This is a genomic window from Selenomonas sp. oral taxon 892 str. F0426 (assembly GCF_000468035.1).
Taxonomy (GTDB): domain Bacteria; phylum Bacillota; class Negativicutes; order Selenomonadales; family Selenomonadaceae; genus Centipeda.
The window spans coordinates 181,395-204,547 of the sequence record NZ_KI260546.1 but is presented as its reverse complement, the minus strand read 5'-3'; the positions used below and the strand labels follow the sequence as shown (position 1 = coordinate 204,547).

General features: G+C 56.0%; 18 protein-coding genes and 1 CRISPR repeat array. Of the genes, 7 read left to right on the top strand and 11 right to left on the bottom strand.

The features are described 5' to 3' along the window. Window positions 1-10 precede the first annotated feature (10 nt). From HMPREF1992_RS10380 to rsmD, 4 genes are all read right to left on the bottom strand, one after another. The gene (locus tag HMPREF1992_RS10380) at window positions 11-511 is read right to left on the bottom strand and encodes a DUF177 domain-containing protein (RefSeq protein ID WP_021685871.1); all 501 of its coding nucleotides are present in this window, start codon (window positions 509-511) and stop codon (window positions 11-13) included. Window positions 512-578: 67 nt separating this feature from the next. Beyond that, window positions 579-1,118, bottom strand: a complete 540-nt coding sequence (locus tag HMPREF1992_RS10375) for a hypothetical protein (protein WP_021685870.1) — start codon at window positions 1,116-1,118, stop codon at window positions 579-581. 36 nt (window positions 1,119-1,154) lie between these two features. Continuing rightward, on the bottom strand, window positions 1,155-1,646 hold the full coding sequence (gene coaD / locus HMPREF1992_RS10370) for a pantetheine-phosphate adenylyltransferase (protein ID WP_021685869.1): 492 nt from the start codon (window positions 1,644-1,646) through the stop codon (window positions 1,155-1,157). Continuing rightward, the gene (gene rsmD, locus HMPREF1992_RS10365; protein ID WP_021685868.1) at window positions 1,643-2,197 is read right to left on the bottom strand and encodes a 16S rRNA (guanine(966)-N(2))-methyltransferase RsmD; all 555 of its coding nucleotides are present in this window, start codon (window positions 2,195-2,197) and stop codon (window positions 1,643-1,645) included. The genes coaD and rsmD overlap by 4 nt, the downstream gene beginning before the upstream one ends. Window positions 2,198-2,320: 123 nt before the next feature. Between rsmD and HMPREF1992_RS10360 the strand changes: the two genes are divergently transcribed. Then, window positions 2,321-4,012 carry a DUF4127 family protein gene (locus HMPREF1992_RS10360; protein ID WP_021685867.1) on the top strand — a complete coding sequence of 564 codons (1,692 nt, stop codon included), beginning with the start codon at window positions 2,321-2,323 and terminating at the stop codon, window positions 4,010-4,012. A 343-nt stretch (window positions 4,013-4,355) separates the two neighbouring features. On the opposite strand, the gene HMPREF1992_RS10355 is transcribed toward HMPREF1992_RS10360, so the two are convergent. Continuing rightward, window positions 4,356-4,754: a biopolymer transporter ExbD gene (locus HMPREF1992_RS10355; protein ID WP_021685866.1), complete on the bottom strand. Its 399-nt coding sequence runs from the start codon at window positions 4,752-4,754 to the stop codon at window positions 4,356-4,358. Further along, complete coding sequence (locus HMPREF1992_RS10350) at window positions 4,751-5,440, bottom strand: MotA/TolQ/ExbB proton channel family protein (protein WP_021685865.1); 690 nt, start codon at window positions 5,438-5,440, stop codon at window positions 4,751-4,753. Before HMPREF1992_RS10350 ends, HMPREF1992_RS10355 begins: the two co-directional genes overlap by 4 nt. Before the next feature lie 201 nt (window positions 5,441-5,641). Here HMPREF1992_RS10350 and HMPREF1992_RS10345 point away from each other — a divergent pair, with 201 nt between their 5' ends. The 6 genes from HMPREF1992_RS10345 (at window position 5,642) to citC (ending at window position 11,642) form a co-directional block, all read left to right on the top strand. Continuing rightward, the gene (locus HMPREF1992_RS10345) at window positions 5,642-7,354 is read left to right on the top strand and encodes an ABC transporter ATP-binding protein/permease (protein WP_037359632.1); all 1,713 of its coding nucleotides are present in this window, start codon (window positions 5,642-5,644) and stop codon (window positions 7,352-7,354) included. Then, window positions 7,344-8,195, top strand: a complete 852-nt coding sequence (locus HMPREF1992_RS10340; RefSeq protein WP_021685863.1) for an N-acetylmuramoyl-L-alanine amidase — start codon at window positions 7,344-7,346, stop codon at window positions 8,193-8,195. Before HMPREF1992_RS10345 ends, HMPREF1992_RS10340 begins: the two co-directional genes overlap by 11 nt. 25 nt (window positions 8,196-8,220) lie before the next feature. Then, a complete protein-coding gene (locus HMPREF1992_RS10335) occupies window positions 8,221-8,568 on the top strand; it encodes a hypothetical protein (RefSeq protein ID WP_021685862.1) in 348 nt (115 codons plus the stop codon). A gap of 16 nt (window positions 8,569-8,584) precedes the next feature. Beyond that, window positions 8,585-9,310 carry a TVP38/TMEM64 family protein gene (locus tag HMPREF1992_RS10330; protein WP_037359629.1) on the top strand — a complete coding sequence of 242 codons (726 nt, stop codon included), beginning with the start codon at window positions 8,585-8,587 and terminating at the stop codon, window positions 9,308-9,310. Beyond that, window positions 9,307-10,542: a metallophosphoesterase gene (locus HMPREF1992_RS10325; RefSeq protein WP_037359626.1), complete on the top strand. Its 1,236-nt coding sequence runs from the start codon at window positions 9,307-9,309 to the stop codon at window positions 10,540-10,542. Before HMPREF1992_RS10330 ends, HMPREF1992_RS10325 begins: the two co-directional genes overlap by 4 nt. A gap of 62 nt (window positions 10,543-10,604) precedes the next feature. Beyond that, the gene (citC, locus tag HMPREF1992_RS10320) at window positions 10,605-11,642 is read left to right on the top strand and encodes a [citrate (pro-3S)-lyase] ligase (protein ID WP_021685858.1); all 1,038 of its coding nucleotides are present in this window, start codon (window positions 10,605-10,607) and stop codon (window positions 11,640-11,642) included. A gap of 365 nt (window positions 11,643-12,007) precedes the next feature. Here citC and HMPREF1992_RS10985 read toward each other — a convergent pair whose 3' ends face one another. The 5 genes from HMPREF1992_RS10985 to rpsF all read right to left on the bottom strand — a co-directional run bounded on the left by HMPREF1992_RS10985 (window position 12,008) and on the right by rpsF (window position 22,462). Then, entirely contained in the window at window positions 12,008-20,410 is an 8,403-nt protein-coding gene (locus HMPREF1992_RS10985) for a hypothetical protein (protein ID WP_051290514.1), read from the bottom strand. A gap of 389 nt (window positions 20,411-20,799) precedes the next feature. Continuing rightward, a complete protein-coding gene (locus tag HMPREF1992_RS10310) occupies window positions 20,800-21,120 on the bottom strand; it encodes a hypothetical protein (protein WP_021685855.1) in 321 nt (106 codons plus the stop codon). A 290-nt stretch (window positions 21,121-21,410) separates the two neighbouring features. Beyond that, window positions 21,411-21,644, bottom strand: coding sequence for a 30S ribosomal protein S18 (rpsR, locus tag HMPREF1992_RS10305; protein WP_006306231.1), 234 nt, complete (start codon window positions 21,642-21,644; stop codon window positions 21,411-21,413). Between the two features lie 44 nt (window positions 21,645-21,688). Continuing rightward, on the bottom strand, window positions 21,689-22,132 hold the full coding sequence (locus HMPREF1992_RS10300; RefSeq protein WP_021685853.1) for a single-stranded DNA-binding protein: 444 nt from the start codon (window positions 22,130-22,132) through the stop codon (window positions 21,689-21,691). Between the two features lie 36 nt (window positions 22,133-22,168). Further along, entirely contained in the window at window positions 22,169-22,462 is a 294-nt protein-coding gene (gene rpsF, locus HMPREF1992_RS10295) for a 30S ribosomal protein S6 (protein WP_021685852.1), read from the bottom strand. 325 nt (window positions 22,463-22,787) lie between these two features. Beyond that, window positions 22,788-23,153: direct repeats of the CRISPR family, unit length 19 nt; unit sequence GTTTCAATCCACGCGCCCC.

The following is a 23,153-nucleotide window of genomic DNA, read 5'->3' as shown; positions in this document are numbered from 1 at the left end:
ATACACCTCCTTAATCGTTTTTGAGTAGGCTTTCTAAAGCCGCTAGTCGGGGATCTGCTATGAATGTATCACAGCTACATGTCCCCTCGTTTAGGTTCTGTCCGCAAACCGGACAAAGCCCCTTGCAATCAGACTTACACAGCTCACGCAGCGGCTCAGCCACAAGGAGGGTATCACGTACGAGGTCATCCAGAATGATGGTCTCCCCATCAAAGAATGCCGCCTCATCCGTTTCTCCCGGAGTCTTCGCATAGTCCTCAGAAAAATCAAGCGTCCATAGCCGCTCTCCCTCGGAGAGACAGCGATCACAGACAAAGATCCGAAACGCGGCAACCGTTCCCATAACACGGAACGAAGGCCCCGTGTTCATCACCGTACCACTTACGCGGATCTCCCCGCGAAAATGCCGTGCATCCGTCCCCATATCGAGGGACTCCGGTGTAACCGCAAACAAAAATGTGCGGCTCTCACCGAGGGGAAGTGTCGCCCCTACGACATCCAGCTTCATCATGACGCATGACCTTTCACATTATAGCGGCGGTTTTCGGCGTTGTCAAGGAGCGTTTTTAGAGATACGCTCAGAGCTCCGCCACGTCTTCCTGCGGTGCATTCATCTGCGCCTTTGCCGTGCGCAGAACATTCATTGCCTGGTTCAGGCCCATCTCCGCCTGCTGCACGCCCTTGAACGTGCTTCCGACGTGTGCGATCAGCTGCTCAAATACCTGGTTTGCATAGGCATCCGCATCGCTCTGCAGGCGTGCTGCACTCGACTGTGCCTGCTCCATGATCTCACGCGCCTGATCCTGCGTCTGCTGCATGATCGCACGGGCGCGTTCCTTCGCCTGAATCACAATCTCGCTGTCCTCTAGGAGCTGATTGGCACGTGCCTGCGCCGTATCGACGATCTCCTTCGCCTCCTCACGCGCACGCCCGATGATATTCTCCTGCTCCTGCATGATCTCTGCCGCACGGTTCAGCTCCTTGGGGAGATCCATGCGCAGCTCCTCCACGAGATGCACGATCTCATCATCATTTACAAGAGCCTTGTCGCTGAAAGGGAGGTGAGATGCATCCGCAACCAGATCTTCCAGCTTTTTCAGCGTATCAACTACTGCCATAAATCTATCTCCTTTTTCTGCCTAGCAAGCAGCGCTTTATCCCCGAAGGGGCTTTCCATACATCTTTAATATCGCCCGCTCCACCGACGGCGGCACAATCCCCTGCACCGGCCCGCGAAAACGGATGAGCTCCCGTACGCCGGAGGAGCTGACAAACGTCAGATCCGGGCGCGTCAGCAGAAAGATCGTATCGCTCTCCGGCATGAGGTGGCGAACCATCGCCGCATGATTCTCCTCATACTCGAAGTCCTTCACCGAGCGCAGTCCGCGCACCACGACGCGCGCCTTTTTCTCCTTCATATAGTCTGTTAAGAGACCTGCGAACACATCAACGCGTGCGTTGGGGACATGAGAAGTCGCCTCCCGCAGGAACTGTACCCGATCATCCAGAGGGAAGCATCCCTCCTTCTGGACGTTGTGAAGAATGCACACAATGAGTTCATCGAACATCGCTGCCGCTCGCTCCACAATATCGATATGCCCTGTCGTAACGGGGTCAAAGCTGCCGGCAAAAACCGCGCGTCTCATCCCTGTACCTCCTGCGTATAAAAGCATATGCGCGCCGCGCCATAACGGCGTTCACGCATGAGCGATAGACGTCCCGCCTGCGCGAGCACCTGCTCCTCCGTGCCCTGCTCCAGAACTACAAGTCCGTCTGCAGCGAGCAGCTCCTCCGCATCGAGTGCGGAAAGAACTCGGACATTGTCCCCCTGCGCATAGGGCGGATCGGCAAAGATCAGATCAAATGTACGCCCCTCGCGAGCAAGCGCAGCAATCTGCCCATAGACATCGCCACGACGGATCTCTGCGCGTGTCTCGAGCTTCGTCCGCCGCATATTCTCAGCAAGGATGTCCTGCGTTGTGCGATCCACGAGGACGGCGCTCTCCGCTCCACGCGAAAGTGCCTCGAGTGCAAGTGCTCCCGTCCCGGCAAAGAGATCGAGGACACGTGCGTCATAGACGCGTGCACCGAGCATACTGAAAAGTGCCTCGCGTGTACGATCAGCCGTCGGACGCGTCCCTACCCCCATAGGGGATTTCAGATGTGTACCGCGCGCACTGCCCGTAATGATCCGCATTACAATCCTCCGCTATTCTACCATAGGCTTTCCTATTTTACCACAATTTCCATTCGCATTTCAACCTTTCGCCGTTATAGAAACGTATGTTATAATAGCAAAACTATGAAACGGAGAAAACCAATGAAAAAAACCTTTCTTGCGGCAGCGCTCCTTCTAGCGTTTTCCCTCCTTCTCTTTCATGTTATCTTCCATCCGGCGCATGTGGGAAGGTGGCATTCGATGCCCGCTGCAGCGCGAAATGGTTTAGAGCAGCAGCCCATCCTGCTCGTGCCGCTTGACTCGCGCCCGCCGTGTCGGGAGTTCGTGATAAACGGCGGGAAAGTCATTGGGCGTGAAATCGCAACACCGCCGACTGAGTATATGGACTACTATTCGAAGCCAGGCAATACGGAGGCGCTGCGGCGCTGGCTCTCGGAGCAAATACGCGGCGCATCCGCCGTCATTCTATCCATCGATCAGCTGCTCTCGGGCGGCTTGCTCGCGGCACGCGAGGCACATATCTCCAATGACGACATCCAGTCCCTTGCAGCATACCTGCGCACACTCCATGCAGCGCATCCCGATGTCCCTCTGCATGCCTTCTACATCCTGCCGCGTGCGATTCCGCAGGACGGAATTGAGGGCTGGCGCGAGCGTCGCGCCCTCCTTGCATACGCACGGCTGCTCGGACGCGCGGGTGCGGGACTGCCCGTCGATGAGAGTGAAATGGAGCGGCTGCGCACAGAGTTCCCATCTGACGATCTGCAAAAGTATCTCGCCCACTTCGACGAGAGCACGGCGCTCGCCTCCATGCTCATAGATCTCACGGAGGAAGGAGTCCTCACGCGCCTCATACTCGGACAGGATGACGGCGAGGAGTATTCCGTCGGGAATCTCAAAAAAAAGGAGCTTTCCAACCTGCTTTTACAAAAAAATATCGCTCCCGAACGGGCGATGATTGTCCACGGCGCGGATGAGATTGCACTCTCGATGCTCACCCGGATCACTGTGGATGAACTGTGCTCGCACGGAGGAACGCCCCCGCGCATCGCATTGCACTATGCACGGGAAGATATGGCCGATATGATATTTCCATTTATGGCAGTCTCGAACGATGCCACTGCACGTGAAAAGATCACCATGCTTGGCGGCATCTTGTCCGATGAGAACGAGGCACGTGATCTAACGCTCTTTATTTCAGCGGGCGACTCTGCTGCAGATACGCTCAGCGTGCGTTCCTCCGCTGCCTCTGTAATTCGCGAGATGCTGGCGACGGGGACATCCGTCGCACTGGTTGATCTCTCGCGCCGTTTCCATGCCGAAGAGACACTGCTGCCCATACTGATTGAGAAAAACGTACCCGTAAACGCCCTCACAGCATATGCAGGATGGAACACGGCAAGCAATGCGATTGGCACAGCTCTCGCACAAGGCATTCTCTATCACTGCGCCATGCAGCGTGCGGAGACGCGCGAGGAGCGGGAGCGCGTGATGTATGCGAACCTCGCATTTCTCACAGGACGCATCGCAGAGGACACGTTCTATCTGAAGGAAACAATCGACCGTGTCAACAATACGCTGCGTATTGCAGGCTACACCAACACTGCCGATCTTGACCTTACAAAAAATTGGCGTTGGGCAAACGATCTGCTCATGAGCGACCTGACCCGCCGCATACACAGCTACGAATCCACCGCCGCATTCCGTGCGCCGTTTTACAAAGGCGGGATGCACCTGCGCGTCACAGAGAGTAATGTCACGGCATACTACCCGTGGCCGCGCACGTTCGAGGTGCGGATGGAAGCCCGGCCGACCATCGCATTTTCTCCATAACAAAGGGGCTGTTGTACGAAGCTAGAAAACTTCATGCAACAGCCCTTGTCATTATGTCAGCCGTATCGCTGCAAGTGCCCCTTCCACCGCTTATGCGGTCCCCCTCCCCCGTGTCGAGCGGTCAACGTCACCCAATCACACTTCGCTAACGCTTGTGTCCTTGGGACGTTTTCCCATACGACCTGTTGCCCAATCAGCTGCGTCCTTTCGGACTTGCTTCTTGGACAGGCCAGCAACGGGGGAAGCTAGGATTGCGGCATCTTAGCTTCCCCCGCCAGAGCGGGGGAAGTGGAGAGCTCAGCGAGCCGATAGGGGCGCTCGTGCAGCAGTCTCTTTTACATACTTACTCTGCCGCAAGGCCGAATCTGGTGATTCCCTCCTTACGGAACTTATCCAGCAGCTCCATGACACCGCTATAGTTGATGTCGCCGTCCGCGCGGACAACGACGGCAAAGCGCGGATTCTTCAGGCTCTCTGCACGTGCGCGGCGCAGGAGAGTCCCCTCATCGATCTGCTGATCCTCAAGCCAAAGCGAACCGTCCTTGCGCACGGTGACAAGGTAGGTCACGTTCAGTTCGGTCTGTGCCGTCTGCGCCTTCGGCAGGTTCACGTCCACGGTCTTGAGATTCACCATGTAGAGCGTACTCATTATGAAGAACACGAGCAGGAAGAACATGATATCGATCATCGGGATGATCATGACCTCGGGCTTTTCAAATGCCCGTCTGTCGCGCAGTCTCATGCCTCATCACCTTCCGCTGCATCCCCGCTGTGCAGAGATGTCTCAATCACACCCTTGACGCCCGCAGCACGTGCCAGCTCCACGCGGCTGCTCTCGGCTGCAGAGAAGCACATCTCCATGTCTGTGACGATGTTCTCGATACGCTGAGAGAAATACGCGTGTACCGAGAGCGCTATAATGGCAACGCACAGACCCATGGCCGTGGCAATGAGAGCCTCACCAACGCCGCCCGTGATAGCGCTCGGTTCACCTGCCTCAAGATTGAATACGCTGAATGTCGAGATCATGCCGCTGATTGTACCAAGCAGACCGAGCAGCGGCGCCATTGTGACAATGACACTCAGATAGTACATACGGCTGCGCAGCTTCGAGAGCGCGATGCCGGACTGAATCTCCATGTAGGAGGACATCTTGCGTGAGTTCTTGCTGTTCTTTGCAACTGCGCCAAAGAGAATATCTGCAATCGCACCACGCTGCGTATCTGTCAGGTCGACAGCCTCCTTAAAGCGGCCATTCGCAATGTGCAGCATGAACTCTCGCGCAAACGCACTTCCCGCATCCATACGCGCGAAGTAGAGAGCACGCTCAATGCCGATAAAGACGACAAAGATCGATGCTGCCAGCAGGAAGTACATGACAAGCCCGCCCTGCTGAAAAAAATCAATCCCCTGTGAAATAAAATCCATTATACATCCATTCCTTCCATTCGCACTACAATGCCCTAAAAACCGTTCCAACTCATAAATGACTTCATTCTACTATATATTCTCCTTTGCGTCAACGATATCAAGTCTCAATTGTTTGGTCTTATCCAAGCGAGATGGCTTGCGGTCTTTGTGAAAAAATATTATAATGAAAGCCGTTGTTTGAGCAAAGGAGGATTCGTTTTGAAGCTACCTCTCCTGCGCGGCTTCTGGCAGCTATTTAAAGGATATTGGAGTTCGCCCGAAAAATGGAAGGCGCGCGGTCTTCTTGCTGCAGTCATTGCACTCAATCTCATTATGGTCTATCTGCTTGTGCGGATCAACGATTGGTACCGCATTTTCTACGATGCGCTTCAAGCATATGACTGGGCATCGTTCTGGCCGCTTATTGGTGAGTTTACAGCACTTGCCTTTATCTATATCATCATCGCCGTCTATGCCGTCTATCTGCGTCAAATGCTGACGATCCAGTGGCGCACATGGATGACAGAGCAGTATCTCACGCGCTGGATGCACGGGCAGATCTACTATCGCCTGCAGGTTTTGCGCAGCGATACGGACAACCCTGACCAGCGCATCAGCGAGGACATCAATCAATTTGTCTCTCTGACCCTGTCTCTCCTCGTCGGCATCCTAAAGCAGCTCACAACACTTGGGGCTTTTTCTGTAGTGCTCTGGAACCTCTCGGGGGCGATTGCCGTGCCCATTGGTGACTCAGAGTTTAAGATCTATGGCTATATGTTCTGGCTGTCCCTCCTCTACTCAGGGATTGGAACGTACTTTGTCCACATCGTCGGCAAAAAGCTCATACAGCTGAACTTCGATCAGCAGCGCTACGAGGCAGATTTCCGTTTCAGCATGATGCGCGTGCGAGAAAACAGCGAGAGCATTGCATTCTATCGCGGTGAAATGGCTGAGACCGTAGGATTCAAGGAGCGTTTTGCAAACGTTATCAAAAACTACTGGGGACTCATGCGCCGCACAAAGCTTCTGAATTTCTATGTCAACGGCTACAGTCAGCTCGCGATCATCTTCCCGCTTGTGATGGCAGCCCCACGCTACTATGCGGGCGAGATGGCGCTCGGTGGACTCATGCAGACGACGTCGGCATTCGGGCGTGTACAGGATGCGCTCTCCTTCTTTGTCGATTCCTACGGCTCACTAGCTGAGCTTGCCGCGGTGATTCAGCGACTGGCAGGATTCACCGAACACATGGAGGACGCTGCACAGGTAAAAAGCGATATTGTTCGTGGAGAGGGCAGCACATCTGCACTTGTCCTCCAAGAACTCTCCATTGCGTTGCCGGACGGTGCTCCTCTTCTCACAGCATGTACACTCACGCTGCCGGCGGGCAGCCGGATACTCGTGACAGGCGCCTCCGGTGCAGGCAAGAGCACCCTTCTGCGTGCACTTGCGGGGATCTGGCCGTACGGAAATGGCAGAATCGAACTGCCCGCCGGAGAAAAGCGCCTCTTCCTCCCACAGCGCCCATATCTCGCGCTCGGCTCTCTGCGCCGCGCACTCTCCTATCCGCGTACGGCAGCAGCATCCGATGAAGAGATCTCACGTATTTTAGAACTCGTTGGACTGGCACATTTCGCCGCACGTCTCGATGACGTAGACGATTGGAGCCGCATTCTCTCACTCGGTGAGCAGCAGCGCCTGGCCTTTGCACGGATTCTGATCATTCGACCGAGCTGGATTTTCCTCGATGAGGCAACATCTGCGCTCGACGAACCACGTGAACGAGCACTGTATGAGCTGCTCCATCAGGAGCTCCCCACCGCGAGCATCATCAGCGTCGGCCACCGCTCGACACTCTTCGCCTTTCATGACACGGAGCTCCATCTCAATAACCAATCGTACACCTATCAGGAGACCCCCCATGACTCGTAGAGAATTCCTGCGTCGACTTGCCCTCGTCGGCATCGGCACTGCCGTTCTCCCCTTCTTTCCCTCTGCCGCTGAGGCATCGTGGTACATTCCGTCCTCCCTCCCAGGAGTAGCAGTTCGCCCCACGTATCTGAAGTTTGGGGCGCTTGAAAATCGCTTTGTAACCGACTGCATTGTTGTCCATCACATCGGCATGGCAAATAATGATGACGTCTCGGCAGAGACGGTTCATCAGTGGCATCTGAATCAAGGCTGGTCGGGCATCGGCTATCACTTTATCATCCGAAAGGACGGCACCATTGAGGAGGGGCGCCCGCTGGGAACGATTGGTGCACACGTGTATGGTGAAAACCGCCACACCATTGGGATCAATCTCGTTGGTAATTTTGAAAATGCCGTTCCAACGGAGGCACAAAAAACCTCAGCTGCACGCCTCATAGCTTCGCTCTGCACCGTCTATCAGCTCGATCCTGTCTGGCAGTCCACCGTAAAAGGGCATCGTGACCTGAATGCAACTGCCTGCCCGGGGCGCTATCTCTACGCACAGATGCCTGATCTCGTACAGCAGGCACGTATCTTCTTCGCGTCCGAGGAGATGCAGGCAGAACGTCTGCGCATTGCAGAGCGCATGCGTGCGGAGACGGAGGCACAGCGTGCACGTATCCGCCAGCAGGTAGAGGAGACACAGCGCCGAAACGGCATGGCACGCCCAAGCCACCCAACACCAAGTACACCCAATCCTCCCGTACAGCCCCCGCCGAAGAAACCGGGGCTAAAGCCAAATAAGAGACCGGAGCTGCCAAAGCCCAACCAGAAGCCCGCACAGCGGCGCATCGCAACGTAACAAATATCATTGGAGGTGAAGTGCCATGGGATTCCACTACCGTTGGTTTGACCGCGATCAGGAAAAGATCGATGAGATGGGCATTCCGCTCTCGCGTGCTGAGATTGACGCACGCGAACACGCAAAGCAGCCGGAGCGCCTCTTTTCGCGCGGCGAACAGACCGGAATCGTGCTCTCCTCGGTGATCTTTGCCTACGGCTGGATCGAGGGGGACCTCTCACTCTCCTTCTTCTGTCTTTCCTTCCTCATCTTTGAGCTTCGAAAGATTGTGCAGCAGTTCTCCCACACTTACGGAAAAAGCATTGCAAATGGAATGCAGGGTTTTAGTATTGCACTGATTCTCGGTGCACTCGCCATGGTTCTCACAACCTAGAAAGGGAGGTGTCTGCGTGAAACAGAAAATGGGTATGGGAATCCTAAAAATTGGCGCTGCGGCGGCGATCGTCCTCCTTTTTGTCATCATTCATCTGATTGACCCAAATTTTCTGCCAGATCTGTTTGCTATGCTTGCCAGCGGAGATATTTCTGCAACGGTAGAATACATTCGTTCCTTCGGTGACTGGGCTATTGTCTTTGCATTTCTGCTCACACTCTTTACAAACACACTTGGCTTCCCTCCCGCCGTCATCTTCTCGACGGCAAATGTCATTCTCTTCGGCATCGTCCCAGGCATTGTCCTTTCCTGCGTCGCAGAGACTGTCGGTGCAACGATTGCATTCATCCTCATTCGTTTCTACTTTCGTGAGTCGGCGGAAAAAGCAATCGCAAAAAGCCCTTTCCTCTCAAAAATCGACCAGTACAGCGGCACCAAAGGCTTTATCGTCATGCTCATTGGGCGCATGATCCCCTATCTGCCCTCCGCACTTCTAAATGCGGTCGGTGCCCTCTCCTCAATCAAGCTGCGTGAGTATGTCATAGCTTCCTTCGTCGGCAAATTCCCCTCAACAGGGATCGAGGCCATCATTGGTCACGACCTCATCATGAAGCAGGAGGATCATACACGTCTGATCACAGTCATTATCGCTGCGGGGATTCTCATCTATGCGGCGATTCGCTATGAAAAACACGTGATAGAGGCAACAGCCGCATCAAAGTGCGTGGAGAAACAGGGATGACGCGCCGGTCATTTTTACAGACTGCCATGCACACCATTCTGACGATGGGCTGCGGTAGTCTCTTTTCATCCCGCAGCGTCGCTGCATCAGAGAGCATCCATCATCTGCGCCAGATCATCACGGCACATCCCGCGCGCACACGCATGATTCAGTGGGACAGTCTGCATTTGCTGAAACACTGTCGTGTCGAGCTGCGTCAGGATCAGAGCGGTCACATCGAGAGCTTTATCCCAGCCTATCACCATTTCGCAATGGATGGAGAAGCCGCATTCATCTATCATGTTGAGATCCCCTTCTGTGAGGGCGCCGCATATCGTGTCATCCACACGACCGGAGCGACTGCCTGGATCCCACTGATACGGATGGAAAACACGGTGCGTGCGCTTCTCTTTTCGGACAGCCAATGCGGTGAGAGCTACGAGGCCTGGCACACAACGTATCAGACGGCTTGGCAGCGTCACCCGTCAGCAGACTTTGCAGCGATTGTCGGCGATCTCACGGACAACGGCGAGTCTTCCTGGCACTGGCGCAGTTTCTTTGAAGCGATGGATGCTGAAAACAGCCCTCTTGCTTCTCATATCCACGTGCCCGTTCTCGGTAACCATGAGTACTACGGTCTGAGCTGGACAGCCGTTCCCCCGATACGCTATCTTCGCACATTCGAACTGCCAATGAATGGCAGCCGTGACTTTCAGGGACACTACTACTCCTTCGATATCGGTCCTGTTCACTGTATCGTCCTTGACACGCAGTTCCTCGAGCTCGGCGAACGCGGTGCATCTCTCAAGCGAGAGCAGATGGACTTTCTCCTGCGCGATGCGTCCGCTACCTCTGCTCCCTGGAGGATCGTCCTGATGCACAAGGACATTCTATCCTACGGTGACTACCAAGACGAGCAGAAGACTAATCATGGAATCAGCGATGTCGGCCAGGTTTTTCTGGACGTATTCGATCAACTGGGAATCGACCTTGTCATTTCGGGTCATATCCACGCCTATCGTCGCCGCCGCATACGTGCACGCCAGACGGACGAGCGAGGCACGCTCTATCTTCTCGCGGGGCCGGCAGGCAATCAGTATTTTGATGTACCCAAAGAGACATATGACATCATCACAGGTCCCAATCCCACACCGTCGAACTACCTCTATATGGAAGCCGATTCACAGAGACTCCACATCCGATGTGAGGCGGTGAATGCTGCGGTGTTGGACGCGATTGATCTTTACAAGTAAACAGACATCACTGTATATTTATCCCCCTGCCGAATCTTTTATGTGACTAGCGGAGGTACATCATGATATCGACCATCCATCCATCCGACAACGAAGGCATGTCCCGTGTGCGAGCACTGCTGGAAAAAGAAGGCATTCGTATGGATGTAAACATCGACTACACCTGTGCTGTTTTCGACGAGTCCCATCAGATCATCGCAACAGGCAGCTGCTATGCCAACACGCTGCGCTGCCTTGCCGTTGACGACGAGCATCAGAGACAGGGGCTGATGCACAAGGTTCTTACGCATCTTATGAGCGTTCAGGAGGAGCGCGGAAACAGCTCCGTCTTTCTCTACACCAAGGGATCGACCGCACCATTTTTCTGCAGTCTTGGATTTTATGAGATTGCCCGTGTATCGGACACCATTGTCTTTCTCGAAAACCAGCAACATGGTTTTTCGGACTATCTGAAAAACCTGCAGGAGGAGACGGGGGATCGGCACGGTATGTCCGCAGCGATTATATTGAACGCGAACCCCTTCACATATGGGCATCTATATCTTGTCGAGCAAGCTGCCGCAGAGAATGAGCTCCTCCACCTCTTCGTTGTGAGCGAGGATGTGAGCTTCTTCCCCTATGACGTAAGGGAGCGCCTCGTACGCGAGGGCACGGCACATCTGAAAAACATTGTCTATCATGCAACGGGTCCCTATATGATCAGCCAGGCAACATTCCCCAGCTATTTTCAAAAAGACGAGGATTCCTCGATCCGCAGCCACGCCCAGCTCGACATTGCCGTTTTTTCCCGCATTGCACAGGTGCTCTCAATCACGCGCCGCTACGTCGGCGAAGAGCGGGCAAGCCATGTAACAAGTCTCTATAATGATACGATGATGCACAATCTCCCTCTCTCCGGCATCGAGTGCAGAATCATCCGGCGCAAGGAGACCGAGGGGGCACCAATCAGTGCGTCCACTGTCCGCCATGCGATACAGACTGGCAATATGGACATACTGCCTGCACTCGTACCACCTACGACGCTTTCCTATCTGCAAAGTGAAGAAAGCGCCCCCATCCGTCGGAATCTCATGGAGGCAGCAAACGTCATACATTATTGAGGGAACAACATGTAAATGTCCCCTGCTCAATTGTAGCGCCCTAGTAAGTTAGACCTGAAAGGGGGTGTTGCATGAAGCCAAAAACTTCGTGCAACACCCCCTTATCATTATGTCAGCGATATCGTTACAAGCGCCCCTTCCACCGCTTACGCGGTCCCCCTCCCCCGTGTCGCACGGGGGAGGCTAGGATTATGGCATCTTAGCTTCCCCCGTCACAACGGGGGAAGTGGCGAGCACAGCGAGCCGATAGGGGCGTTCGTGCAACACCCCCTTTTTTCTATGCAGCGCAGTCCCATTTTATTGCAAAAAAAGACTCTGCACAGGAAAATCCCATGCAGAGTCGATAGAGGTCTACCTATTAGATTTTAGAACTGCCACTTGACGCTCACGTCACCGCTGAGACCGCGACGCTTGCCCTGCCATCCCGTGAGCCGCAGATCGTAGCGCATCTTGCTGTCTGCAGGGATAAAGCGGTAGCCGAGTTCGAGCATTCCGCTCGCCCCCTTGAGGCTCGGGCTTGGCGTATCATAGCCCTGATAGGACGCATGTGCGCTGCCGCTGAACTCGTACTCCAATGCGAGTCCCGTATAGAACTCACCGGCTGCATCGTTCAGATGCGTGTAGCGGAAACCGAGGCGCGTTCTGTGCGAGGTGACCTCGGAGAAGTCATAGTCCTCACCCGTATTGAAATGCGCACGAACACCGCCCTGATGCGACCAGAAGTAACGCAGGTACGGAGTGATCTTCGCATCATCCTTGAGCTGAATATCCTTGCCAGCACCGAGATGACCTGACCAGTAGGTGTTCGAAACATCATACGACGAATTGATACCAGCGTAGATGCTTCCGCTGTAGTCACTCTTCACACGGCCGCCCTGCAGCGATCCCTCATACCACATGCCATCGTTCTTCTCGAACCGAGTCATGAGGCCAAGACCGATCGTGCGGAACTTGCCGCTTCCGTGGGTGTTGTCGTCGAGGTAGGAGTCATAGCTGCCGCTGCCGTAGGAAAGGAACGGTCCATAGACCACCTTGCCGTCCTTCAGAGCATTTTCACGCGCCCAGCCAACACCGACATTCCAGCCGTTCGTCTCAACATAGGAGCCGCTCTCAGAGTGCATGCGGTTGCCGCCGACACCTGCCCAGAGCTGATAGTCCTTCGATGCGGCCGCCTCATCCGCCTTTCCGGCAGAAGAAGCGTCCTTCGCTGCCTGAATGTTGTTGGCAACGAGGAAGTCCACACCCTGATTGATGAATGCCGTTGCTCCGGCACGCGTCTCAACAAAGGACTTCGTCTGCTCGATCAGCTCTGCCTTCTTGACAACAGCAGAGACTTCGTTCGTCGCCGTCTGTGCGACATCGAACTCATAGCGGAGCGATACGCCCTGCATGGCCGACGACGTATTCCGAATGGTGGCATCGGTCTGAATCGTGCCGCCAGGTGCCTTGATCAGGCTGAACTGCTCGTTGACACGATACACAGGATGCGCACCATCAATCACGCCGACACCGATGCCCACACCCTGCAGATCCTGCGTCCCAGTCGTAGTGAGTTCGAGAATCGGGGCCGTCTTGTCATGCGTATCGTCGAGGAAGAAGTTGATGTTCTGGATACCCGCAAGGCTCTGTGCCTTCGATGCACCGGAGTGCAGGACGAGCGTGTTTCCCGTACCGGACGCAGCCGTGCCGCCTGTGATGCTGCCTGTAACAACTGCACGGTTCAGATGGATGAAGTTGTCCTCCGTCGTCGCGCCGCTGCCGCCCGTGACATTGCCCCCGACCGTGATATTGTCAAGGTTGATGACGTTCGCCGAGGCTGCTCCGCTCGTAGACACAGAGCCTGTCACGTCGCCCGTGACATTGGACTTGACGTTGACGGTGTTCTCCTTTGCATCGCCGGTGGAATAACCGCCGACCACATTGGTAACTGTGCCGCTTGTGATATTGACCGTGTTCTTGGTCGCCTTGCCCGTCGACGATTTTGTATAGCCGCCGTAGACAGTACCCACCGTGGCGGTGGCGTCGATTGTAACACTGTTGTCATGGCTGTCATTCTTCTCTGCCGACAGAGCTTTTGCATCCGTGCCGGACAGGGGAACATCCGTGTAGCCGCCATAGGCATTCGTGTAGCTGCCGCTCGATACGGTGATATTGTTCTCCCGCGTCGCGTTGCCCACCTTCGAGATGCCGCCGTAGACATCCGTCGAACCCGACGGAACCACAGGAGCCGTCACGCCTTTGTACTGATAGCTCTGCGCAATGACCTTCCTATCCGATGCGGTACGATTCTCCGTGTCGATATTGTACTCGGTCGTGTCGTCCCCATTGATCTTGCTGCGCGCGCCGTCATAGGTGCCGCCGAAGGAAATACCTGCGCCGTTCTCCATTAGCGTGATCGGGGTCGTCGATGTGCCGGTCGCATCCAGCGTCTGCCAGTCGAGCGCATTTGCGCCGCCCGTGAACGTGAGCATCGAAGTTCCCGCATTCGCCGTGGAGGCATCGAAGTTCACGTGCTGGAACGCCGTGATATTGCCGGCGCTGTTCGCGCCCTTCACCGTCAGCGTATTGCCCGAGGCGGCATTGTTGCCGCCGGAGATCACGCCGTTTACGGTTGTGCCTTCCACATTGACCTTGTTGTCATTCGTGGCAGTGCCCTCACCGCCGGTGACACTCCCCGTGATGGTCACGGCACCGAGATTGATCGTGTTCTTGGAAGCAGCGCCCGCCGCAGAGGAACCACCGACCACGTTGGCGACCATGCCGCCCGTCACATTGACCGTGTTCTTTGTCGCCGTGCCCGTCGCCGCATTCGTATAGCCGCCGTAGACCGTGCCGGAGACGTTTGCGCCGGCAATCGTGATCTTGTTGTCGTGGCTGTCGTTCTTCTCTGCCGAGTTTGCCTTCGCATCCGAGCCGAGCGGCGGAACAGAGTCCGTATAGCCTCCGTAGGCATTCGTGTAGCTTCCGCTCGACACAGTGATATTGTTCTCCCGCGTCGCGTTGGCAACCCGCGAGATACCTCCGTACACATCTGTGCCGATCGAGGTCACGGCGTTCGTCTGTCCGCGATACTGATAGCTCTGTGCAATGACCTTCGTGTCCGAAGCCGTACGGTTCTCCGTGTCGATATTGAACTCTGTCGTATCGGCAGAGTCAATTCCGCTGTGCGCACCATTATAGCCGGTGAACGTCATCGTTGCGCCGTTCTCCATCAGGGTGACGGGACCTGCGGTCGTGCCGATTGCCTCAAGTGTGTTCCAAACATGTGTGGATCCACCGCCCGTGAGCGTGAGCATCGAATTCGTCCCCGCAGTGCCGACATCGAACTTCAGCTTGCCAAAGCCCACGAGGCTGCCCGCCGCGTTCGTATTCCTGACCGTCAGTTCATGACCCGTGCCGCCCGCAGAGCCGCCCGTGACAGCGCCGTTTACAGTCGCACCTTCCAGATTGACCTTGTTTTCCTCTGTGGTCGCACCCTGACCGCCGAGAACGCTGCCAACGGTCACGCCGCCCTTGAGCGTAATCTCATTGTTCGAGGCTGCGCCGCCCGCAGAGTAGCCGCCAACGATATTGTTGACGTTTCCGCTTGTGACTTCGACCTTGTTCTTGGTCGCCGATCCCGTCGTCGATGTTGTATAGCCGCCGTAGACCGTGCCGGAGACATTTGCGCCGGCAATCGTGATCTTGTTGTCGTGGCTGCTTTCCTTATCCGACGACTGCGCCTTGCCGGAGCCGTTCGAAGGAACTTCCGTATAGCCGCCGAACGCATCCGTATAGGCACCAGTCGACACGGTGATCTCATTTTCACGGGTCGCATTGCCCACCTTCGAGATGCCGCCGTAGACATTGCCCGGAGCGAACGCCGGTGACGCCACGGGGTTTGTCTGACCGCGATACTTGTAGCTCTCGGCGATGACATCGCTGTCGAAAGACGTATGGTTCGCCGTATCAATGTTGAACTCCGTCGTATCATCCGAATCGCTTCGGCTGTGTGCGCCGTCGTAGTGGCTGAACGAAATCCCCCCACCGTTGCGCATCAACGTAATGGGACCTGCAGATGTGCCGGTCGCCTCAAGCGTCCGCCAGTCAAGGAAAGATGTACCGCCGTTCAGTGTGAGCATCGGATTCGTCGTTGCGGTATCGGTGTCAAAGCTCACCTTGTTGAAACCTGCGATGCTGCCCGCCGTGTTTGCACCCTTGACCGTCAGCTTATGCCCCGTGCCGCCCGCAAAGCCCGCCGTAATGCTGCCGGCTACAGTCGTGCCTTCCACGTTGACCTTATTGTCGTTCGTTACGGTACCCAGACCGCCGAGGACATTGCCCGCAATGTATACGGAACCAAGGTTGATCGTGTTATCCGAGGCTGCGCCCGTGGACACGCCGCCCGTGACATTCGTCACGTTGCCGCTTCTCACGTTAACCGTGTTGCCCGTTGCATCGCCGATGGACTCACCGCCCACAACATTCGTCACGTTGCCGCCCGCGACATTGACGGTATTGCCCGTCGCCTTGCCGCCCGCCGAGGTGGTGTAGCCGCCGTAGACATTCGTAAGCCAGCCGCCGTTCAGGTTTACCGTATTGTTCTTACTGTCGAATTTATCCGCATTCGATGTCGTGGTGGAACCGGTCGACGTCCAGCCGCCGTACGCATTCGTTCCCGTCCCGCCCGTGATGGTCAGCGTATTGTCCTGCGTCGTGTTGCCGCGCTTGGAGCGCCCTGCCCACGTATCATCGGGATCTGCCGCCTTGGAGACAACGGCACCCTTGAACTGATAGTCGTCCAGGTTGATCTTCGTTGCGCCGGCAGCCGTATGCGTGTCGGTATCGATGAAGTATTCGTGCTCGTCCGTCTCGGATACAAAGGTTCCGTCGGTCGTGTATCCGGAGATGGCAAAGCCGCTCGTGTTCGACAGAAGCGTGCGTGCACCCGTCGCCGTGCCGGTTGCTTCAAGCGTAGTCCAGTCGATACCGGTGGAACCACCCGTGAGGGCAAGCATTGCATTGGCAGGAGTCGATGCGCTGTCGAGGTCAAACTTCACCTTCTGGAAGTTTGTGATGTTGCCCGCAGTGTTGTTGCCCTTGACCGTCAGCGTATTGCCCGTACCGACCATATTAGCGCCGCTGAGGGTGCCCGTGACCGTGGTATTGCCTTCCAGCGTGACCTTGTTGTCATTCGCGGCAGTAGTACCCTGTCCACCGAGGACGCTGCCAACGGTTACGCCGCCCTTGAGGGTAATCTCGTTGCCCGAGGCTGCACCGCCCGTGGAGATCGAGCCCGTGATATTGCCCACGCTGCCGCCCTTGATATTCACCTTGTTGCCTGTCGCATCGCCCGCAGAGTACGCGCCGACGACGTTCGCCGCAGAGCCGCCCGTGACGTTGACCGTGTTGTTCGTCGTCGTACCCGTCGGTGCCCACGTATAGCCGCTGTAGACGGTGCCTGTTACGCTGGCGCCGGAGAGGGTAATCTTGTTGTTATAGCTGTTGTTCCTATCCGTCTTCGTCGTACCCGTACCGACCAGAGGGACGTCCGTATGTCCGCCGTAGGCATTGGTATAGCTGCCGCTCGATACGGTGATGTCGTTCTCGCGCGTCGAGTTGGCGACCTTCGAAATGCCGCCAAACACATCGGTGCCGATCTCCACAGGTGTATTCTGCGAACGATACTTATAGCTCTCAGAAACGATGCGCTGATCCCAGCTGCTGTGGTTCTCCGTGTCGATGTTGAACTCCGTCGTATCATCATCGTCGCTTACGCTCTTTGCGCCCGTATAGCTGCCGAGCGAAATTCCCGCTGTATTCTGCATCAGAACGAGCCGGTTGGGCTGCTTCGCGTTCGACACTTCGAGTGCGCCCCAGTCAAATGAGGTTCCCCAACCATTCGTAATGTTCAGCATCGGATCGGTCGTGGATGCTGTGGAAAGGTCGAAGCTGACCTTTTGGAAGCCCGTGATATTGCCGGCTCTGTTCGTGCCCTTCACCGTCAGCGTATTGCCCGTACCGCCCGCAGCGCCGACCGAAATGACACTGCCGACCGTGGAGTCATTCATATTGACCGTATTGTTGTCTGCCGTGCTTCCCTGACCGCCAACAACAGATCCAGAGACCGTTACGGCACCGAGGTCAACCGTGTTCCCCGAGGCACTGCCGCTTGCATTTCCGCCAAAGACATTGCCCGTAACATTCTTCTTGACCGTAACGGTATTCGTATCAGCAGCCCCGCTGCCCGCCAAACCGCCGTACACATTGGCAGTGATCGTGCCGCCCGTCAGCTCCACGGTATTCGACGATGCCGCGCCCGTTCCGGTATTGTATCCGCCAAGGATATTGCCGCCGACCGTACCGCCCTTAATCTCGACCTTGTTCCCCGATACCGTACCCGAGCCATAGCTCAGACCGCCGGTGACACCGTTCACAGACGAACCGCTTGCCATCTCGACCTTATTGTCCGAGACAGCGCCCGCACCGCCCGTACGACCGGCTGTGATGCTCTGGGCGGATGCATCGGCAAATGTCACATAGTTCTTCGTGGCACTGCCCGAAGCTGCAGAGCCGCCGTATACATTGGTGAGGCTCGTACTGCCACCGCTCACAACGGCACCGTTATGGACGGCATCGCCCGTACCGTACGTGATACCGCCATAGCTGTCGCCGCTGACCGTGCCGCCCGTGACCGTCAGTGTGTTGTCCTGCACGGCGCCGGTCGCAGCACCCTGAATCTCGGCACCTGCCGCAGCGCCCGTCACCCAGCCGCCCGCAATCGTTGCCTCGTTATTGACGGCACTGCCCGTGCCGCTTCCTGTGATGCGTGCGCCGCGCACATTGGTCACCGTCGCCTGTGTAAAGCTGGCTTTATTCCCCTCGGCATTGCCCGTCACGGACTGCCCGCCGACAACATCATTGGCGGTGATGGAACCGCTGATCGTTGCCGTATTGTTCTTCGCCGCACCCGTACCGTTCGTGATGCCGCCATAGATGCTGCCAAGGGCAGCGCTCGCGCCGCTGACAACGGCGTGGTTGTCCGAAGCCTCTCCCGTCGCTCCGGTATCACTGATCAAAGCGCCCGCAATAAAGGCACTTGAGCCGTTCGACACCTCAGCACGGTTGCCCGATGCCTTGCCCGCTGCACCGATGCCATTGACCACACCGCCGATGAGCCTCGCCGCCGAGCCGGCACGCATATATGCCTTGTTGTCCGTAACGTCGCCCGCTGCAACGTCGTTCTGTCCGCCGACGGCAACACCGGACACCGTCGCACCACTCGCCTCAATGGTCAGTTCGTTGCCCGTGACATTGCCGCCGCTCAGAACACGGCCGCCATACGTATTCCCTGTGATACCGGCGCTGTTCTTGAGGAATACCTTGTTCGTATCTGCGCCCGCACCGCCGCGTCCGCCCGTAACCACACCGGCAAAGGAGATGCCGCCGACAGTCGCCGTATTGCCGGACGCCGCTCCATTGACGCTGAAGCCGCCGTCAATCGTACTGCCGCCAAGCGTACCGCCCGTGATGGTGACCTCGTTCGCCGATGCCGTCCCCGTATCTTCGGCAAACCCACCGATGATATTATCCGAGAGCGTACCGTTCGTGACGTTGACCTTGTTGCCCGACACCTCGCCCGCATGGGTACCATGACCGCCCGTGACAACGCCCGTGATCGAGCCGTTTGTAATGTGGATCTCGTTCCCATCAGCCTTGCCCGTGCCCATATTGTGGCCGGCAGTGACTGTCCCGCCAATGGTACCGCCATTGATGTTGACAATGTTCCCGGAGACATTTCCGGTCGCCGAGGGTGCAACGATCTCGCCGCCGCGTACGTCATTATTGATTGTGCCGCTCGTAACGGTGACAGTATTCGTCGCAGCATTGCCCGCCGCATTCGTGCCCGCAATGCGACCGCCAATCAGATTGTCCGCCGTCGCACCTTGGAAGTTCAGGATATTGGTCGAAGCATCGCCCGTCAGGGAGCGTCCGCCAAGCACATCATGCACTGAGCCTCCGCTAATTGTGACCGTACTGCCCGTCACGGAGCCCGTGCCCTGCGTCAGACCGCCGTACGTCGTCCCGTTTACCGTACCGCCTGAGATGTTCACAACACTGCCCGAGACATTGCCCGTCGCCTGTGTGCTGGAGTTGTACTCCTTGATGAACCCGCCCACCACGTCGTTGTTCACAGTGCCGCCTGATAGATGAGCCTCGTTGCCAGCAGCATTGCCCGTCGAGTTGGGACCCACGACAAGACCGCCATAGAGCATGGTCGCCGTCCCGCCACTCATAAACGCCTTGTTCTGCCCGGCATTCCCGGTCGCCCCATCGGTCAGACCGCCGACCACATAAAAGCCGGTGGCATTCGTCGTCGCTCCGGAAATATTGATTTCGTTGCCGGTGGCATCGCCGCCGCTGCGCGTTCTGCCGCCAATCGCGAATCCGGTGATATTGGCACCGTTCTGGAGGAAGAGCTTGTTGCCCTGCACATTGCCCGTGCCGACGGTATCACCGCCCAGAACAGATCCGCCCACATACGATACGCCGTCCATGGTCAGCGTATTGCCCGTGACGTTCCCCGCATCCGAAACCGAGCTGATCGCGCCGCCCGTGATTGCGGGATAGCCCAGCTCCGGAGCCGACGGGCTGTTCACTGTTACATTCTGCCCCGATACATCGGCAGCGAATGCGTGCGGCATGACCGGGAACAGTGCGCCTCCCCCTGCAGATAGAGCGACTGCGACGGAAAGAGCCAACCGACGCGCTTGCGATTTTCTCGACATAAGAATTCCTCCCTGCGTATTGCCACCATCCATGATAAGGGCAGATCGATAAAAGTTATTTTACAAATCTCCCCTTAACCCATATTTAATTAACTATTTTTCATTTTATCACAACGCACTCTCAATTAAAATAGGACTAATGTCCCGCTAACTTTCTTAAGAATTTACTGATAAAGCAAAGTTCATCTAATTGATATAGGCTTTTGTCTGGTTAAGGAAGAAAACAGGACACAGTATAAAGCTCTGTGAAGGATTTGCCATCGACAAACAAAAAAAGTTACGATACCATGATATTTCCCATAAAAATAACCCCAACGTCAGACTTGGAAAATCTAACATTGGGGCGAGCCAAAGCTGACTTCGCAGTGATCTCTTCTCATTCTGCCGCTTCAGCGACGCCACGGTGTGCGGTTTTGATAATCCCGCTTAATCTTCTTCACCGCCTGATCGTGACGCTTCTGCTCCTCCTTCATCGCGCGGTCATACTTCGCCTGATCGCCATCCCGACGGAATTCAAAGCGGATCTTGCGCACATTCTCATCATGGATGCGCTCCTCTTCCTTCATGCGGAAGCTGTACTCATTTGTTGCGCCGTCAATGTGCGCAAGAGGCTGATAGATCGGTGCAGCCTGTGCTCCGGGAGATGCTGTCATAATCCCTAGCCCCAGTGCTGCAGCCAAAATCCCCGCCATATATTTCTTGTTCTTCATGAAATCTCTCCCCTTTTCTTTGTATCATGTTTGATGTTACCCTAACGCGTTTTCGTTGGAGTGCTTTTAAGTGCAGGTAAAGAATTCATTATTTCGGGAGCAGAACAGGGACACGCGCAGGATTGCGTTCAGTTTCCCCGTCAGGCGCAGGCAGTGAATTATGCCGATTGTCGCAAAGGCGTAGAACATCGACCTGAAGAAGAACAAGAAACCGAACGACACGCCGTTGCTCGTCGAAGCATCTGGAATAAAAAGCGCCGCACCTGTGAGGTGCGACGCTGAGGTCTCCCTTACTCCGCTGTGAACGGAAGAAGCGCAATGTTGCGCGCGCGCTTGATCGCAAGCGTCACCTGACGCTGATGCTTCGCGCAGTTGCCGGAAATACGGCGTGGCAGGATCTTGCCGCGCTCCGTCGTGAAACGACGCAGCTTTGCGGCATCCTTATAGTCGATATGATCCACCTTGTCCACGCAGAACGAGCAGACCTTACGACGAGGCTTGCGGCCTCGATCTCGTTTCATCATTTCGCTGTCCCTCCTTATTACGGGATGTGCTGAGCATCAACTGCTCAGAATGGAATGTCGTCGTCAGGAATCACGGGACCCATCATATCCGGTGCGCCGCCCGCAGCAGGCGTGGCACTGTGCCCCATCGGCGCGTCATAGCCGCCCGATGAGCCTCCGGCATTCTTCGAATCGAGAAACTCCACATTGTCCGCTACAACATCCGTCGCATACTTGCGCTGTCCGTCATTGCCGTCGTAGCTGCGCACCTGAATGCGCCCCTCAACGCCGACGCGGCGCCCCTTCGTCAAATTGTTTCCGCAGATCTCGGCAAGTTTTTCCCAGCAGGTGACGGGAATGAAGTCCGCCGTCTGCTGTCCTTCCTGCTGAGCCGCCCGCGAAAAGCGACGATCAACCGCGATCGTGAAGCGGCAAAACGCCTTGCCGCTCTGTGTATAGCGAATCTCGGGGTCGCGCGCAAGGCGACCGATCAATATGACTCTGTTCATCGGTTTCTCTCTCCTGCATGGATTCCCGTCAATCGATTATTCCTCGACGCCGTCCGCACGGACGATCATGTGCTTGAGCAGCTCGTCCGTGATCTTCATCACGCGGTCGCACTCGGCGACGCAGGCGGGCTCTGCATTGACGTACAGCAGAACGTAGTATCCTTCTGTGTTGTCCTTGATCTCATAGGCGAGGCGCTTCTTGCCCCAGCGATCCTCTTTCTCAATCTTACCGCCGTTTGCCTGAATGAGCTTCGTGAACTTCTCGATGACGGCGTTTGTCGCTTCTTCCTCCATCGGCTTCACAATAAATATGACTTCGTACAATCTCACGAAATCACCTCCTCTTCGGTCTATGGCCGCCCCTCGCGAAGCGGCAGAGTTAATCCTATGCGAGCGCGCACGAAAGAAGCACACGCTCACGCGACAAGGGATAGTATAACACGTTTGAGTACGACGCGCAAGCGTTTTCGATGCTCGATTTCACAGTTCCGGAAAAAACCACTCACGATTGCTAGAAACAACCTGAATGCCTCGAGAATACGGCGTATGAACAGTGTTTTAATTCACACGCCATATTTATTTTGTTGTCACATCCATTTCAAGAGCCATGGGTGCATGAGCCGTCAAGATGGATGAAATAGCAATCTCCAACACTATTTCAATCCATGCCCCCCGTATGGGGCGCGACCATGCGCTCGTAGTCCAGTGGATAGGAAGATTTTGATTTCAATCCACACGCCCCATGCGGGGCGCGACCATTATGCGGTCGATGTTGATTTTCGCACCGTCAGTTTCAATCCACGCGCCCCATGCGGGGCGCGACCCATTCGCCGCATTTGCCACAAGGACGCTGTCTGTTTCAATCCACGCGCCCCATGCGAGGCGCGACATCTCATCTGCTCGCTTCTCATCTTGCATTTCTGTTTCAATCCACGCGCCCCGTGTGGGGCGCGACAGGACATCCCACGCTATGTGTGGGCGTGCCTCATGTTTCAATCCACGCGCCCCGTGCGGGGCGCGA

Bases quoted from the DNA above. Each gene is read 5' to 3' on its own strand.
- HMPREF1992_RS10380 (WP_021685871.1), bottom strand. From the start codon at position 511: ATGATGAAGCTGGATGTCGTAGGGGCGACACTTCCCCTCGGTGAGAGC.
- HMPREF1992_RS10375 (WP_021685870.1), bottom strand. From the start codon at position 1,118: ATGGCAGTAGTTGATACGCTGAAAAAGCTGGAAGATCTGGTTGCGGAT.
- coaD (WP_021685869.1), bottom strand. From the start codon at position 1,646: ATGAGACGCGCGGTTTTTGCCGGCAGCTTTGACCCCGTTACGACAGGG.
- rsmD (WP_021685868.1), bottom strand. From the start codon at position 2,197: ATGCGGATCATTACGGGCAGTGCGCGCGGTACACATCTGAAATCCCCT.
- HMPREF1992_RS10360 (WP_021685867.1), top strand. From the start codon at position 2,321: ATGAAAAAAACCTTTCTTGCGGCAGCGCTCCTTCTAGCGTTTTCCCTC.
- HMPREF1992_RS10355 (WP_021685866.1), bottom strand. From the start codon at position 4,754: ATGAGACTGCGCGACAGACGGGCATTTGAAAAGCCCGAGGTCATGATC.
- HMPREF1992_RS10350 (WP_021685865.1), bottom strand. From the start codon at position 5,440: ATGGATTTTATTTCACAGGGGATTGATTTTTTTCAGCAGGGCGGGCTT.
- HMPREF1992_RS10340 (WP_021685863.1), top strand. From the start codon at position 7,344: ATGACTCGTAGAGAATTCCTGCGTCGACTTGCCCTCGTCGGCATCGGC.
- HMPREF1992_RS10335 (WP_021685862.1), top strand. From the start codon at position 8,221: ATGGGATTCCACTACCGTTGGTTTGACCGCGATCAGGAAAAGATCGAT.
- HMPREF1992_RS10325 (WP_037359626.1), top strand. From the start codon at position 9,307: ATGACGCGCCGGTCATTTTTACAGACTGCCATGCACACCATTCTGACG.
- citC (WP_021685858.1), top strand. From the start codon at position 10,605: ATGATATCGACCATCCATCCATCCGACAACGAAGGCATGTCCCGTGTG.
- HMPREF1992_RS10985 (WP_051290514.1), bottom strand. From the start codon at position 20,410: ATGTCGAGAAAATCGCAAGCGCGTCGGTTGGCTCTTTCCGTCGCAGTC.
- HMPREF1992_RS10310 (WP_021685855.1), bottom strand. From the start codon at position 21,120: ATGAAGAACAAGAAATATATGGCGGGGATTTTGGCTGCAGCACTGGGG.
- rpsR (WP_006306231.1), bottom strand. From the start codon at position 21,644: ATGATGAAACGAGATCGAGGCCGCAAGCCTCGTCGTAAGGTCTGCTCG.
- HMPREF1992_RS10300 (WP_021685853.1), bottom strand. From the start codon at position 22,132: ATGAACAGAGTCATATTGATCGGTCGCCTTGCGCGCGACCCCGAGATT.